Annotated in this window: 5 protein-coding genes; 3 read left to right on the forward strand and 2 right to left on the reverse strand. The window is 62.4% G+C overall.

Annotation, left to right across the window (positions count from 1 at the left end):
- Positions 1 to 46: 46 nt before the first annotated feature.
- Positions 47 to 1,315, reverse strand: coding sequence for an Hsp70 family protein (locus WBB95_RS19745; RefSeq protein WP_424489108.1), 1,269 nt, complete (start codon positions 1,313 to 1,315; stop codon positions 47 to 49).
- Positions 1,316 to 1,553: 238 nt separating this feature from the next.
- Between WBB95_RS19745 and WBB95_RS19750 the strand changes: the two genes are divergently transcribed.
- The 3 genes from WBB95_RS19750 to WBB95_RS19760 all read left to right on the forward strand — a co-directional run bounded on the left by WBB95_RS19750 (position 1,554) and on the right by WBB95_RS19760 (position 15,332).
- The gene (locus tag WBB95_RS19750) at positions 1,554 to 2,495 is read left to right on the forward strand and encodes a DnaJ C-terminal domain-containing protein (protein WP_424489109.1); all 942 of its coding nucleotides are present in this window, start codon (positions 1,554 to 1,556) and stop codon (positions 2,493 to 2,495) included.
- Between the two features lie 84 nt (positions 2,496 to 2,579).
- Positions 2,580 to 9,530 carry an NEL-type E3 ubiquitin ligase domain-containing protein gene (locus WBB95_RS19755; protein WP_424489110.1) on the forward strand — a complete coding sequence of 2,317 codons (6,951 nt, stop codon included), beginning with the start codon at positions 2,580 to 2,582 and terminating at the stop codon, positions 9,528 to 9,530.
- A gap of 69 nt (positions 9,531 to 9,599) precedes the next feature.
- A complete protein-coding gene (locus tag WBB95_RS19760) occupies positions 9,600 to 15,332 on the forward strand; it encodes an NEL-type E3 ubiquitin ligase domain-containing protein (RefSeq protein ID WP_424489111.1) in 5,733 nt (1,910 codons plus the stop codon).
- Positions 15,333 to 15,336: 4 nt separating this feature from the next.
- Here the strand turns inward: WBB95_RS19760 and ureC are convergent, their stop codons facing one another.
- Positions 15,337 to 17,037, reverse strand: coding sequence for an urease subunit alpha (gene ureC, locus WBB95_RS19765; protein WP_424489112.1), 1,701 nt, complete (start codon positions 17,035 to 17,037; stop codon positions 15,337 to 15,339).
- Positions 17,038 to 17,099 lie beyond the last annotated feature (62 nt).

Here is a 17,099-nt window from a genome sequence, read left to right on the forward strand (position 1 = left end):
CCACCGCCTTCGCGAGCAAGCCCGCTCCCACATTTGATCTTCGGTGTCAGTAGCCGTAACGCTTGCTGGCCTCAATCGCCAGCCCGCTGCCGATGCTGCCGAAGATATTCCCTTCCACATGCCGCGCATTCGGCAACATCGCCGAAATGCTCTGGCGCAGCGCAGGAATGCCGCTGGAACCGCCGGTGAAGAACACCGTGTCGACTTGCGCCACATTCACCGACGCATCGTTGAGCAACTGCGTAACGCTGTTGCGCACGCGCTCCAGCAAGCCATCGATGGCCGACTCGAACAGCGCCCGGCTCAGTTCCACACTCAAGCCTGGCTCAACCCGGTCGAGCAGCACGTGGCGGCTGTCTTCGTGGGTCAGCTGGATCTTGGTCTCTTCCACTTCCATTGCCAGCCAGTGCCCGGCGCGTTGCTCGATCAGCTTGAACAGGCGGTCGATGCCGCCGGTGTCTTCGATGTCGTAGCGCATGCTGCCCAGGGCCAACTGGGATTTTTGCGAGTACACCGAGTTGATGGTGTGCCAGGTCGCCAGGTTCATGTGGTGGCTGGTGGGCATGTAGGCACCGCTTTTCATGCGGCTGCCGTAGCCGAACAGCGGCATCATGCCTTGCAGGCTGAGTTGCTTGTCGAAGTCGGTCCCGCCGATGTGCACGCCACCGGTGGCGAGGATGTCGTCGTGGCGGTTGTCGTTGTGACGGCGGTCCGGCGACAGGCGCACCAGCGAGAAGTCGGACGTACCGCCGCCGATGTCGACGATCAGCACCAACTCTTCTTTTTCGATGGTCGATTCATAGTCGAAGGCGGCGGCGATCGGTTCGTACTGGAACGAGATGTCCTTGAAGCCGATCTTGCGCGCCACGTCGACCAGGGTGTTTTCCGCTTCCTGGTCGGCCATCGGGTCGTCATCGACGAAAAACACCGGGCGGCCCAGTACCACTTCTTCGAACTCGCGACCCGCAGCGGCTTCGGCGCGGCTTTTGAGCTGGCCGATAAACAGCGCCAGCAGGTCGGTGAACGGCATGGCGGTGCCCAGTACGCTGGTGTCGTGCTTGATCAGCTTGGAACCCAGCAGGCTCTTGAGCGAGCGCATCAGCCGGCCTTCGTAGTTTTCCAGGTATTCGTGCAGCGCCAGGCGACCGTAGACCGGGCGGCGCTCCTCGAAGTTGAAGAACACCACCGACGGCAGGGTGATCTTGTCGTCCTCCAGCGCGATAAGCGTTTCCATGCCGGGGCGAATCCAGCCGACGGTGGAGTTGGACGTGCCAAAGTCGATGCCGCAGGCACGGGCTGGGGATGAGTTTTCCATGACAATCAGGTTCCGGTTGAAAAACGGCCGCGCAGTGTATGCCAGTCGAGGGCGGATGCGTAGGCCGACCATCCGTTAAATCGTGCTTGAAACTCAGGGATTTGCCCCCACATCTGCTGCATACGGCAAGCGCCGATAACACTTTGACGCACCCCCAGGCCACATCACTCAACAGGTGCAAAGCAGCGCACGTTGTGCCCCGGGCTGTGCGATCGAGATTAAGGAGGGTGAACCGCCGATGGATTTCAAAGACTACTACAAGATTCTGGGTGTCGAGGCCACGGCCGATGACAAGGAAATCAAGGCGGCCTATCGCAAGCTCGCCCGCAAATATCACCCGGACGTGAGCAAGGAAAAAGACGCCGAAGAGAAATTCAAGGACGCGTCCGAAGCCTATGAAGCGCTTAAAAGCGCCGACAAGCGCGCCGAATACGACGAACTGCGCAAATACGGCCAACATGGCCAGCCGTTCCAGGGTCCACCGGGCTGGCAGAGCCGTGGCGGGTTTGGCGGCGGCGGTGCGGACCAGGGCGATTTCTCGGACTTTTTCAGCTCGATCTTCGGCTCGCGCGGCGACGCGTTTGGTGGCGGTCAGCGCCGTCCGACCGGGCGCAAGGGCCAGGACGTGGAAATGCAGCTGACCGTGGCGCTGGAAGAAACGCTGTCCACCGAGTCCAAGCAAATCAGCTTCCAGGTGCCGCAATATGACGCCTCGGGCCGTCACGTCAGCAACACCACCAAGAGCCTGAACGTGAAGATACCCGCCGGCGTGGCCGACGGTGAGCGCATCCGCCTCAAAGGGCAGGGCGCGCCGGGTATTGGCGGTGGGGCCAATGGCGACCTGTACCTGATCATCAGGTTTGCGCCACATTCCAGGTTCGAAGTGGAAGGCGAAAACCTGGTGATCACCTTGCCGCTGGCGCCGTGGGAACTGGCGCTGGGCGCGGAAGTGGCGGTGCCGACGTTGACCGGCAAGATCAACCTCAAGGTGCCGGCGGGCAGCCAGAACGGCCAGCGCATGCGCGCCAAGGGCCATGGCCTGCTGAACAAGGCGGGCGAGCGCGGTTTCCTCTACGTGCTGCTCAAGGCCGTGATGCCCAAGCAGGCCGATGACGAAACCATCGCCCTGTGGCAGGAACTGGCGAAGAAAGCCGCGTTCAACCCGCGCGAGAACTTCTGAAGACTGCGGCAAGGCGCTAACTATCTAGCGCTGTTCGCCGCCTCGGCCATGATGTGCTGACGCTCCTTTTATTGGAGCAACATCATGGCCGATCTTCCTCACACCACCGGCACTCGGCCGGCGGCGACCCACAGTATCCACCGCGACTACCTTGAGCGCGTCAGCCCTGCCTGGCTGGTCAATGCCACGCCGCAACGCCGTGCCCAACTCAAAGACGGCCCCGTCACGCTGCCGGATGAGTATCTGCAGGCCTCGGCGCAACAACGCCAAGCGCTGCAGGAAAAATTCACCGCTAGCTTCACCGCGCAGTCTGCCCTCGACAAGGCCATGGCCTCGCTGCAAGACATCGACAGCTTTGCCGCGCCGTTGCTCACCAAGGCCTTGCAGGCGCAGTTCAACGTCACGTTGGACGTCAACACGACCCTGCTGCAACTGAACAAGACCATCGAAGCGGGTGTATTCGGTATCGATATCGGCAGCTTCGAGGCATTGCGCCTGCCGTTGTTGCAAGCGGCGCTGCACAACTTCGAAGCCCGGGAGTGCCAACCGGGCGCCTTTCATGCGTCGTCAGGGTTTCTGACGCAGGCGGTGGGCGCGCAAAAGGTCGAGACGCTCAACACCTCGTTGACCGTCGCGCAGTTCACCGGGTTGTGTCGCTCGCTGGACATCGGCGGCCAATATCAGCGCTACCTCAAGGACTACCTGCAGCCGACGGACACGGTGGCGGCGCAGCTCCTGCGCGATACATTCATCGGCGCGCGCAAGGCCGACCTCGCGGCTTCGGCAGAGCTGGCGCTGTTGCAAAAACACATCGAACCGGCGGATTACCGCATGATCGTCTCGGTGATCAACGGTGAAAAAAATCCATGGATGGGCAAGAAACAGGTGTGGTTCAGCGACCTTGGCCTGATGAAAAAACGCATGACCGGGTGTGTGGTGTTTCAGATTTGCGAAAAGTATCGCTACACCGATGAACTGATCCTCTATGTGCCGCACGACCCGCATCATCCGTTGAAGCGCTACACCCCTGAGCAGATGAAAGCGCTGTTCAAGCAACGCTTCACCGCCCACGATCAGCCACCCGCCGACGATGGCAGCCCGACAACCTACCAACGGTTTTTCAGCCAGTTCGTGGCCTATGGCGACCGCCCGTACTATTTCTCTGAATTGACCGAAGATGCTCCAAAAGCGTCTACCGCTGGCAGCCTTGGGCACTATGTGCCGCTGCTTAATGAGCTGGCCAAGGGCATCAGCCCGTTCGGAGAGGTCGCCGGTATCAAGGAATTGCCACCGGTTGCGCGGGCTCGCCAGCGACCCAATCCCGATCCCTTTCTGAACCCCGGCGGCTTACTGCATAAAGGCCGTGGCCTGTGGGCGGAAAACCCCGACCTGTGGGATTACCTCTATGAACAGCACCGCGACAAGCTGATCGCCGATGCCCGCAGCCACGCCGTGCCCACCGCCGAAGTGGATGCGCGGGTGCGTTCGGAAAAACTCGCGCGCCTGTTGAATATCGGCCTGCTGGCCTTGAACGTCGCCTCGATGTTTGTGCCGGTGTTGGGCGAAGTGATGATGGGCGTCATGGCCGCGCAACTGCTGCAAGAAACCTTCGAAGGTGCACTGGAGTGGACTGAGGGCGACCGCCGAGCGGCCAAGGCGCACCTGCTGGATGTGGCCGAAAACCTGGCGTTCCTGGCGGTGATGGCTGGCGTCGGCAAAGGCCTCGCCACCTATGCGGCCGCCAAGCCTGTGCCGCTGATTGAGGGGCTCGATCCGGTGACCTTGCCCAATGGCCAGGAGCGTTTGTCGAAGGCGAATGTGAGCGCGTACGAAAGCCCTGTCACCTTGCCGGCCGATATCCGCGCCAACGCCCAGGGGCAATACGTGTACGCGGGCAAAACCTACATTCGCCAGTCCGGCAAGGTGTATGAAAAAACCTTCGACGAAACCCTTGGCTGCTGGCGCATCAAGCACCCCACTGACAGTGAAGCCTATCAACCTCGGCTGAGCCACAACGGCGCGGGTGCCTGGCGCCACGCCCTGGAGCGACCGCTGACATGGGACCGCACCACCTTGATGCGCCGCCTGGGGCCTGTGGCAGACGGTTTCAGCGACGAGCAACTGTTGAGAATCGCCGACATCAGCGGCACCTCCGACGACGCGCTGCGCAAAATGCACCTGGATAACGCGCTGCCACCGGCACCCTTGACCGACACAATGCGCCTGTTCAAGGCCGATGCAGAGGTGGCGCAGGTGATTGAGCAAGTGAGCACCGGTGAGGCGGTGGACGCGCGTTACCTGTACACCTTGCCGCTGGTCACCGAACTGCCGCGCTGGCCGGTAGGGCGGGTGCTGGAGGTGTTCGAGGGGGCTGGCCTGACGGGGCCGTCCCAGCGTTATGGGGTTGAGCGTCTGTTTCGTGGGGTCAAGCTCAAACCGCCGATCCGTGTGAGCCGCGCTGATGTACTCAGCAGCCAGTTGCCAGCGCAGATTCTTGCCGCCCTTGATGAATCTGAAATCACAGGCTTGCTGGGCAGCGAAGCGGCGCGCGTCATCGAGCACCGGCCCGCAGAGTTCCGCAAGCAACTGGCCGAGCATGCGCGGGCACGCGAGCCGGCGCTGTTTGAGAGCCTCTACAAAGGCACCGATGCGCGGGACCCTACCGTCGCCAAGCTGCAACGCCTGTACCCCGGCCTCAGCGCGCCGGCTGCGCAACGCGCGTTGGCCGAGGCCGGTGCTGAGCAGCTCGCGCGGCTGCGTGACACGGGCCGCGTGCCGTTGGCGTTGCAGGAAAACCTGCAGGGGCATGTGCAGCAAGGCCGACTGGGGCATGCCTATGCCGGGCTGCACATGGACAACATGCTGTCGGCCGACAGCAAACGCCTGGCCCTGCACACATTGAGCAAGCTGCCGGGCTGGACGGACGCGCTACGCCTGGAAGTGCGCGAGGGCGACATTACGGGCGATCTGCTCGACAGCATCGGCAGCCCGGCCGCCACGCAACGCAAATACCTGGTTAAACAAGGGCCGCGCTATCAAGCGTTCAATGAACGTGGTGAGGCGCTTAATAGCGTCGCGCGTGAGGGCGATAATTTCTTCGCCTCGCTCATGCACGCGTTGCCCGACGATGCCCGCCAAGCCCTCGGCCTGCCGCAGGTGAGCCAAAGCCTGGAGTTACGCCGCGCAATCATTGACTACGCCACCGGGCACCGGCCGGAATCGGCGCAGATCGTCGAGGGGCGCAGCCGCACGCAAGCCGGGTTCAACCCGCCGCGCCGCCTCTCGCCGAAACGGTTTGGCTACCCGGCCAGCGGTCGCGGCCAAGGTGTGTCACCCTCGTTGGTAAGCCGTGTACAGGACGTGTACCCACAGTTGACCGAGGGCCAGGCCAACGGGTTTATCCTTCAGCAAATGCTCGCCGACCAATCGGACTCGCAGATTTTCAACCTGCTTAACAACCGTCTGCGCGAATGGCGAAACCTGGAGTCGACACTTGATAGCTGGGTGATGAGCGCATCCCCTGACGCATTTGTTCGCTCACATTCCTACCTCGACTCACGCCCCGCCATGGCGCAGGCACTCAAGGCCAGCTGGCGCAATGGTGCGCTGCCCGAGTTGCCGGGCGCCACCAACCTGACCTTGGTTGGCGACACGCTTTTACCCTCGCTGGAGGCCGACTTTTCTCATGTGCGCACGCTGAATATCCGCGGCCGCGTCTTGATCGACGGCCAGGTTGAGCAACTGCTGGGGTACTTTCCGAACGTGCAGAAACTCAGCCTGGCCGGCGCCGATACTTCAATCGCCAGCGTGCCGCAGGCGCTCGAAGGGCTGTCGGCGCTTACTAACCTGAGTATCGAGACCGCTGCCGACTTGACCGAGCCAGTGCTGGCACGGCTGGAGGGGCTCACCGGCCTTGAAGAGCTGACCCTTCATTCGTCCTGGTTATCTCCGCGCCCGTTGAACGTTGGCCGCATGAGCGCGTTGCGAAGCCTCACAGTGTCAGGTCTTGGGCAGTACATGTTTCCGGACGGTGTATTTGAATTGCCGCAGCTGCAACGGCTGGACCTCAAGGGGGCGAGCATTGATAGCTTGCCACCCCAGTTGTTTGAACCCGGCCGAGAGTATCTATGGTCAGTCTTGTCGTTGAAGTGGTCGCGCTTTTCCCGCGAGCGTTTCAGGGCTGCCTATGAGTTTGTGAAGGCCCACCCTGAGCACCTGATGGACCAGGATGAAATGGTCCGTGACTACTGCACCGGCCAACTCAGCCAGGCGCTCGGCCGGTCGGCCTATAGCAATACGGTGGTGGGAGGACGGTTGATTGCGCAGTTTTTCGAGTACTGGCCCAGCACTCAGGCGCGCTTGCAGGCCATTGAAGCGCTGACCACTGAATACGCCCAGTTGTCTGCACGGTTCAACGTGTGGCGCGTCGCAGATGGGAACAGCCTGGAAGCGTTGAGCCGCTCGGGCATTGATTCGGCCCTGCGCGACTGCTGGTATCAGGGGCTGCTCAAGCGCTATGGCATTGACTCGCCTGGGGTCCTGAGTTTGCCGGCCATGACCGTGCGCGACCTGCCAATATTGCCGACTGAAGGCTTCGCGCACGTGACGCTGCTGCGCGTGCAAAACTCGCGTGTGCCGACCGAGCAGATGAGCACGTTCATTCGCGGGTTCAGCGGGCTGCAGAGCGTGGACGCGAGCAATTGCGGCTTGACCGGTTTGTCGGTGATGCCCGGTGAGTGGGCCGCGCTTGAACACCTCGACCTGAGCCACAACCCCCTTGAAACCCTGGACGTCAGCCGCCTCGGCCAGCTGCGCGCACTGAGCCTGCGCGGTACACCCTTGAGTACCTGGCCAGCGGGCGCCGAACGCCTGCCGCAGTTGGACTGGCTGGACCTGCGCGATACGCGCATCACCCACGTGCCCGAAGCGGCCCTGGCCTCGGATCGCATGTTGCTCAACACGAACCTCGTAGGGACGCCCTTGAGCGTAGAGGCGCAGGCGCAACTCGCCGCAGCCCAGCAGAAATTCGAGCATACGCGGGGGTTGGACGAAGGCACCTTGAGCCGCTTTGCGCAACAGCCAATGCCCGATGTGTTTCCGCCGGGCGAAAGTGCCACCGCCATTGCGCGTCAGCTCTTGCCCTTGCTGCCGCCGGGATCCACGCAGCGCGCACTGTCGCTGCCACAGCGGCTGCAACGTTTGCACCCGACGCTGGGAGTGGAGGGTTCGAGGCTCTGGCTGACACGTCTGAGGGGCGAGACCCTGCCTGTGGCCGAGCGCGTCCAAGGCTGGGAGCAGACATCCGACGCCTTGACCCGGCGTTTGAACAGCTGGTTATTCACGCGTCAGTCGACGTTTGCGCGTGACCTGGTGGCAACCTCGCGCACGCGTCAACTGGCGGCGCAGCGCATCCTCGATTGCTGGCGCAACGGGTTGGCGCCGGCCGCTGAAGGGGCTGGGCGTGAGTTGAATCTGCATGGCTTGACGTTAGGCGAGTTGCCGCAGCTTCCGGCTGAGTTTTCCCACGTCGAGGGGTTGAACCTCAGCGGCGTGCAACTCTCCGGGGAGGGCTCCAACGCGTTCCTCGGCGCGTTTCCCCAACTACGCCGGTTGGTATTGAGCAGCAACCCGTTGCAGGTCATGCCCGCAGCGGTACAGGGCATGACCCGGCTGGAGCGCCTGGAGTTGTCGGCGATCAGCTTCGGTGATCCCGAGCGCTGGTATCCCACCTTGCAAAGCCTTGAGCACCTGCAGTCGCTGGACCTCAGCAACGGCGACTTGAGCAGCTTTCGCGTCGACGGCTTGCCACACCTGCAGACACTCGACCTGAGCAACAACCAACTGACCGACTGGCCGGATGGCGTGCTCCAGGCCACTGACCTGCGCAGCTTGAACCTGAGCAGTAACCAGATCGAATCGATTCCCCTCGGCGCCCTTGAGGGCGCGCACGATCCGTTGATGCGCGGCACCGACTTGTCGGATAACTTCAGCCTGCCGCTGGATGAGCTGTATCGATTGCAGGCCTTTGCCGAGCGTACTGGCAGCGACGGTGCGCTGGGGCTCAGCGACCGAGATATCCAGCACTTGGTCAACGACCTTGAGCAACCCCACGACAGCGACAGTGACGGCGAAAGCGAGGAACCGGACGAAGCCCCGGTACTTCCCGACGAAGTCCTGGCCCCGTCCGTGACCAGCGAAGCAGAGCGCAAACCCTGGTTTGAAAACCTGGCGCCGGAAGACCAGGTGAGCAAGCGTATTCTCTGGGACCAACTTGAAGCCGAACCTGGCAGCACGGCGTTTTTCAACCTGTTGTCATCGTTGCGGGACACCAGGGATTTCAGTGTCGCCCGCGCGGCCTTGACCCGACGAGTCTGGGACGTGATGGAGGCAGCGGGCAGCAACACCGAGTTGCGCGAAACACTCTTCGCTATGTCCAGCAGCCATGGCACCTGCAACGATGGGCGCCTCCTCACGTTCACCGGCCTGGAGATCAAGGTGTATGTGTTCAGCACCCTGGAAGGTATCGACCCGACAGACCTTGCGCTCAAAGGCACCGCATTGTTGAGCTTGTCACGTCGGTTGTTTCGCCTGGAGCAGGTGGAAAAACTCGCCGCCAGCAAGATGACCGCCTTATCGGACCCGGCCGAGGTCCGACTGCAATACCTGATCGGCCTCAAACAACGTCTTGACCTGCCAGGCGTGCCCGAGCGCATGCGTTATGCCACCCCGATCAGCGGTGCAGCCATGAACGCCGAAGCCCAGGCCATTCTGGATGCGGAACACACCGACGGTTTTTACGAAAACCTCATCAGCCGCGATTATTGGGTTGAGTACCTGGAGAAAAAGTACGCTGACGAGTTTGTGGCACTGGAACGCAGCCGTGACGAAAAAACTGACCGTCTGGAGACTGAGCACCCCCAGATCGATGACGCCTATACCGCCGCGCTGCTCACCCTCGAGCATGAGTTGAAACTGGCGCGCAACCTTAAATTGATCGAACTCTCGCGCCGCGAGACCGGTGAGCCCCTGGCTTAATAACTACCTACCGCAGGCACGGCTGCCGGGCGTGGTGTTCTGGCTGTTCATTCGAACAGGAGCGTCACCATGCCCACCCTCAACCTCGCCAGCGACCCTGGCGAACCCCAGACCGCCGAGTACTCCGTCATCAAGGACAAGGTACCCGGCTGGTTGATCCAGGCTTCAGCCCCCACCCGCGAGGCCTTCAAGTACACCTCTACCGAGCATGTCGAATGGCTCGACCGCCTCACGCAAGCCGAGCGTCGGCAATTGGGGCAGTACAACGACGCCAGCGCCACCTCGCAACAGGCTGTCGATCAGGCCATGGCCGGGTTGCAAACGGCTGAAGCATTTGCCACGCCCTTGCTGGCGGCCGCCCTCAAGCAACGCTTCAGCCTGGAGCCCGACCTGGAGGCCACGTATCTCGAACTGCGCAACCCGGTCGAGCTCGGCCTCCTCGGTATTGAGGTCGGCAGCTTTTCAGTGTTGACGTTGTCGTTGCTGCAAGCGGCGTTGCACAACTTCGAGGAAAGCGAATGCGCAGCGGGTGCTTTTGCCACGGCCTCGCGCTTCAAGCGCGGGCCGGCGCCCGACGACGCCACGCTGTCTTTGGGGATAAGCATCCACGGCTTTCTCAGCCTGTGTCGAACCCTGGATATCGGCGCGCAGTACCAGGCGCACCTGAGCGCGTTTTTCCAGACGGCCAGCGGCCTGCGCGAACGGGTCAACCAGGCGCAGAAGGACGCGTTGCAGGCCGCCGCCTACCTGGCGCTGCTCAAGCAGGACATCACGCCTGCAAACTATGCCGTGATCCAGGCCGTCATCGCCGGGCAGCGTGAGATTGACGACGATGGCAAACCGGTGTGGTTCAGCGACGTAAGCATCATGGGCTTGCGCCTGTCGGGTTGTACGGCCTTCGTCTCGGTGGAAAAACACCAGCACGCCCGCGAGGTGCTGGTTTACATCCCCCATGACCCGGAGCACCCGCTCAAGCGCTACGCCAGCAGCCAGGCGCTGGAGGCCGAGCTGACCCGCCAACTGATGGCTGATGTGAACGCCAGCAGCGGGCCTGGGCGTTATCAGCGATTCCTCGCCAATTACCTTGAGTACGCCGATCAGCCGACGTACTGGCGGCGCCTGACGCAGAAGGCGTCCGAGCAGCCTCACGACCCCTTTGCAGTGGCGCGTGTCAGCCGCTACGTGCTGCCGTTTGTGTCGGCCATTGTTTCGGTGTTTGTGACGCCCAAGGAGTTGCCGCCGGTCAAGACGGTTCGCGAGCCGATCAAGGATCCGGAGTTTTATATCAGGGTGATTTCCAAGGGTGAACTGTGGGCCGATAACGTCGATGTGTGGCGTGATAACTTCGACAAGTTGCAGGCCAAGTTGATCGCTGACGCGCGCGGGCATGCCGTGCCCACCGACGACGTGGATGCCCAGGCCCGTGCAAAAAAAATCGCGACGCTTGAACAGGCTGGTTTGCTGGCCTTGAATCTGGTGTCGATGTTCGTGCCGGGGTTGGGCGAAGTGATGATGGGCGTGATGGTTGCCCAACTGCTCTACGAAACCTTTGAAGGCGTGGTCGAGTGGCACGAGGGCGACCGCGAGGCGGCGCTGGAGCACTTGACCGATGTGGCGGAAAATTTGGCCTTCGTTGCGGTGATGGCCGCGGGCGGCGCAGGGGTGCGCAAGGCACTTGGCACGCCGGCGGTGATCGAGGCGGTCAAGCCCGTCACGCTGGCCAGCGGTGAGCAGAAACTCTGGAAAGCCGACCTCACGCCTTACACCGTTGCGGTGCATTTGCCGGCGGATGCCAAGCCGGATGCCCTGGGGTTTTACGCCCATGAAGGGCAGACGGTGTTGCCGCTGGAGGGCAAACACTTTGAGGTTCGGCGCGACCCGATTGGCGGCGAATACCGTATCCAGCATCCGGCGCGTCCGAATGCCTATGCGCCGGGCCTGGAACATAACCACGAAGGCGCTTGGCAGCATGAACTTGATCAACCGCTGACCTGGGACGATGCCACCACCTTGCGGCGTCTAGGCCTGCCGGTGGAAGGCCTGAGCGCGCAGCGCTTGCAGCAGGCGTGTGAGGCCAGTGGCACCGCGGTCGATGCTTTGCGCGCCGGCCATCTGGATCACGAACCCATCCCGCTGGCGCTGGCCGACACCTTGCAACGCTTCAAGGTGGCGGACGAAATGGGCGCGTTCATCCGGCAAATCAAATCGGCTGACTCTGCGCAGTACGCCAAGGCTGATCCGGCGCTGCAGATGGATTTGCTGCGGCGCAAGGGCCTGCTGCCCGCCAGGCCACTGGGGGTCTACGAAGCAAACGGCAAGCAACTATGGAATGACGCAGGCGCGCCCGGGCAGGCGCGCCGCGTGGTGATACTGCCCGACGGCGCGCTGGAACGCGGCGAGTTGCTGCAGGAGGTGCTGGAGTTTTTGCAGGAGGATGACCCGGCGTTACGCGAGTTTCCCGGCGACACCCTGGCGGACCGTGCACAGCGGCTGCGCCAGTACCTCGGTGAGCAGGCGCAGGCGCTTGAAGGCAGCCTGGTGGAAGCACGCTACAGGGCGCGCAACGTGAGCTTCAATCCTGACGTTACGCGGTTGCAAGTCGATTACCCGCGCTTGCCTGGCCCCATGGCCGAGCATCTGTTGAACACCCTCGGGGCCGATCAGCTGCAGCGCTTTCGCAGCACCGGGCAATTGCCAGAGAGCGTCGTGGAGCAGGCCCGCTGGCAAACCCAGGAATTGCGCTTGACCCGCGCCTGCGAAGGACTGTTTGTCGACGCGCTGGTCAACCCGGACACCGCGCTTTTGCAAGCGTCGGCCCACGGCTCGCCGGTGTCACGCGAGGCCATGCGCACCGTATTGCTGGAGAACCCGCTGCGCAAGCCGGCCTACGATCCATTGATGCGCCTGTTGGGCGGCGGGCGTGGTATACGGCAGTTGATGAGCGCGGCGAGGAACGCATTTCGCGCGCCTGCCGAGCGGGCACACAGGCTGTTCCCGAGCTACACCGACGCGCAAGTGGCGAATTTCATCACGTCCCTTGGGACGGACGTGCGCAGCGAGCTGTCACGCCTGGAAGCCGAGTACTTCACCCTCAAGCGTGACCTGAAAACCTGGGTCCGGGCCAATGCCCCGCAAGCAAACGCCACTGCATTCGACCGTCAGGGCGGTTTTGTGAAGACCTATGCGAATGAGATCAAGCGTTGCTGGCGCCGTGAGACAGACACCCTGACGATCACACCAGGCCCGCGTTTGAACCTGCCGGCCCTGAGCGCCGATTTCAGTCACGTGGAAAACCTGGAGTTGAGCAACATTCCCTGGACCAGCGAAGCGCACACCTTTCTCAGCCGTTTCAAACACCTGAAAAGTTTGCGTATTCGCGACGGCGGCCTCACCGAGCTGCCCGAGTCGCTGGCCGACATGCCAAACCTCACCCACCTGCGGCTGCGCCAGAACCGCATCCACCTCACCCCGCAAAGCGTCGAGCAACTGGGGCGCCTGAGCCGGCTTGAGTTTCTGGACCTGGCACAGAACCCCCTGGGCATCGCCCCGGACTTGAGCGGCATGCCGCATCTGAAATACGTGGACCTGAGCAATACCCGCCTTCAGCAATGGCCCACGGGGTTGCGCGAGCTCACGCAACTGCGAGAGCTGAACCTGCGGGACAATCTTTTGCAAACGGTGCCGCTGGAACACCTTGAACCGCTGCCTGAGGACCTTGAAAAAATCATCAAGATCAACAGCGCGACTGCACTGTCGGGCAACCCATTGACCGTCGAGGCGGAGCAGGCGCTGGACGCCTATTGGCGGCGTCTGTCACACAGTCACCCCGACTTGCTGGAAGACGGGCGTGGCGACAACTTTTCGGTGTTTTCACAGCCGATTACCCAGGTCCGCGATATGTACCCCAACTTTGATGTGAGCCAATGCCGGCGGTACATCTGGGGTTTGGGCCAGGGCGCCGGGGCCAGGCTTGACGAGTTAAGCCTGGAGTTCACCACGCTCAAGGAGCAGCTCGACGCCTGGGTGTTTTCAGGGGGCGGCGCGCGCCAACGCTATATTCGTATGGGCCGCGTGCGGGAGAACGCTGTCGACCGCGATCACCGCATCATGGCCAAAAGCCGAATACTGGCGTGCTGGCGTCGTGAGACCCCGGAGCGCCTATCGGCCGAAGGCGTATCGTTCGGGCAGGAACTCGACCTCAGCGACTTGACCTTGCCGGCGTTGCCCGACCTGGACGCGAATTTCAGCCACGTCGGTTCGTTGCGGCTGACGCGCATGAACCTCAGCACGTCGCCTGAAGGGTTCCTGGCGGGTTTTCGCGGCCTGCGCTGGTTGGATATGTCGAACAACCAGCTGCGTGAACTGCCGCCAGCCTTGAGCGAGATGCACGGGCTGACGCGTTTGTTCCTGGACAACAATCAGATCCAGCTGACACCCGAGACCGCCCGCGTGCTGTCGGAGCGGCGCACCCTCAGAGCACTTTGGCTGAGTAACAATCCGTTGGGCCAAGTGCCGGATTTCAGCCAAATCTCGGATATTCGCTCGGTGCGCCTCAGTCGCACGGGCATCGACCACTGGCCCGCCGGTTTGGGTGAGCAGGCGCTGCTGGACGAAATAGACCTGGGTGATAACCAACTGACCACGCTGCCGGATTTCGTCATCGACCCTTCGGACGCGCAACTGACGCGCTCAGTGCGCTTGAGTGCCATCACTCGCATCGCCAACAACCCGCTGACCGAAGCTACCTTGCAACAGGTCAGAACCTATTCTGCGCAGCTGGAGCGTGACGGGTTGCTGCAGCTCGGCCGACCGCTGCGCCTGACCGCTACAGCGCTGGCGCTGCGTCCTGCGGTGGTCGCCAGCCCGCTGGGCGCAACATTCAGGCGATGGGCCGTGGGGTTCACGCCAGAGCAGGTGGCTGCCAGGACGCCGCAATGGATGACGTTGCGTTCTGACCCGAACAGCCGCGGTTTTTTCGGAATGCTCGCGGATATGGACCTGCCGGAGGGGGGCGATGAAGACCTGCAACTGCGCGTCTGGGCGGTGATCGACAGCATCACCGAAGCCAACCCCGACTCAGCCGCCTTGCGCCAGGAAATGTTCTCTTGGGCCGGAAATGCCACGTGCTGTGACCGCGCAGCGTTGTCGTTCAGCAATATTGAAATCATGCGGATGGTCCACCTGGCCAAGGCTTCGGCGACAGAGGCGAGCGAGGGCCCGGTATTGCTCAACCTTGCGCGGGGGCTGTTTCGCCTGGATGAGGTGGAAAAGACCGCCCTGCTCGATATTGCCCGCCGGGCCAATGCGATCCACGCGGACCCGAACCTCTCGGCCGAACTCCGTGATGAGCGCGTCAGTCTGTTGGAGGATGTGGAAATTCGCCTGGCCTACCGCGACGGGCTCAAGGGCGATGATCAACTGGCATTGCCCGGTCAGTTGGCCCGGATGCGCTTCCTTAATATCGCGCGGGTCACCCAGGCAAACCTGAATGCCGCACGTACGCGCATCCTGGCCCTGAACAATTCGCCCGAAGAGCTCCACGCCTTGCTCTCACGGGACTTCTGGAAGGACTACATCACCCACACCTACCGTCCGCAGTTCGAGGCGTTGAGCAAGCCTTATCACGAGCAACTGGCGGGGTTGCTTGATCAGGTTGAAGCAAGCCAATTGCCGCGCGCGGACTATGAGGTACAGGCGCGCGCGCTGCAGGATCAATTGGGCATCGCTGAAGCCGGGCTGATCGAAAACCTGACCCGCAGCGAACTGGCGCAGCACCCGTTGCCTGGGCCGCCTGCGCCCTGAGTGGTTAAAATAGGAAGTAACGCTGGGCCATGGGCAATACATCCGCCGGCTCACACCACAGCAGCACGCCATCGGCCTTGACCTGGTAGGTCTGCGGATCGACTTCGATGTCCGGCAGGTAATCGTTGTGGATCAAGTCGGTTTTCTGCACGTTGCGGCAACCCTTGACCACGGCGATCTGTTTTTTCAGCCCCAAGGCCGCCGGCAAGCCGGCGTCCTGCGCGGCCTGGCTGATAAAGGTCAGGCTGGTGGCGTGCAGCGAGCTGCCGAAGCTGGCGAACATCGGGCGGTAATGCACCGGTTGCGGTGTTGGAATCGAGGCATTGGCGTCGCCCATCAGGCTTGAGGCAATCGCGCCACCCTTGAGGATCAGGGTCGGCTTGATGCCAAAAAACGCCGGGCGCCACAGCACCAAATCAGCCCATTTGCCGACTTCGATGGAACCGACGATATGGCTGACGCCGTGGGTGATCGCCGGGTTGATGGTGTACTTGGCGATGTAGCGCTTGGCGCGGAAATTGTCGTTGCCTTCGCCGTCGCCGGGCAGCGGCCCGCGCTGTTTTTTCATCTTGTCGGCGGTCTGCCAGGTGCGCGTGATCACCTCGCCGACGCGGCCCATGGCCTGGCTGTCGGAACTGATCATCGAGAACGCGCCGAGGTCGTGCAGGATGTCTTCGGCGGCAATGGTCTCGCGGCGGATACGGCTTTCGGCGAAGGCCACGTCTTCGGCAATGCTCGGGTCCAGGTGATGGCAGACCATCAGCATGTCGAGGTGTTCGTCGATGGTGTTGCGCGTGAACGGCCGGGTCGGGTTGGTCGAGCTCGGCAACACGTTGGCAAAACCGCAGGCCTTGATAATGTCCGGTGCGTGACCGCCTCCGGCACCTTCGGTGTGGTAGGTGTGGATGGTGCGGCCCTTGAGCGCGGCCAGGGTGGTTTCGACGAAGCCCGACTCGTTGAGGGTGTCGCTGTGTATCGCCACCTGCACGTCGTACTCGTCGGCGACGCTCAGGCAGTTGTCGATGCTGGCGGGCGTGGTGCCCCAGTCTTCGTGCAGCTTCAAGCCGATGGCGCCGGCCTTGACCTGCTCGATCAACGGCTCCGGCAAACTGGCGTTGCCCTTGCCGGTGAAGCCGATGTTCATCGGGAACGAATCGCTGGCCTGGAGCATGCGCGCCAAGTGCCAGGGGCCCGAGGTACAGGTGGTGGCGTTGGTGCCGGTGGCGGGGCCTGTGCCGCCGCCAATCATGGTGGTGACGCCGCTGGTCAGCGCTTCTTCGATCTGCTGTGGGCAGATGAAATGCACGTGGCTGTCGATGCCGCCAGCGGTCAGGATCATGCCTTCACCGGCAATCACTTCGGTGCTGGCGCCGATGGCCATGGTCACGCCGGGCTGGATATCCGGGTTGCCGGCCTTGCCGATGGCGTGGATGCGACCGTTTTTCAGGCCGACGTCGGCCTTGACGATGCCCCAGTGGTCGATGATCAGCGCATTGGTGATCAGGGTGTCGACGACTTCGTGGGCGAGCAGTTGGCTTTGGCCCTGGCCGTCACGGATGACTTTGCCGCCGCCGAATTTCACTTCTTCGCCATAGACAGTGAAATCCTGCTCCACTTCGACGAACAAGTCGGTGTCGGCCAGGCGGACCTTGTCACCCACGGTGGGGCCGTACATGTCGGCGTAGGCTTGGCGGCTGATTTTCATGTGTGTGTGCCCTGAAAAAATAGGTTGAATGTGAGTCCGCTATCGCAGGCAAGCCAGCTCCC

The sequence above is a fragment of the Pseudomonas sp. genome (genome assembly GCF_049645325.1).
Lineage (GTDB): Bacteria > Pseudomonadota > Gammaproteobacteria > Pseudomonadales > Pseudomonadaceae > Aquipseudomonas.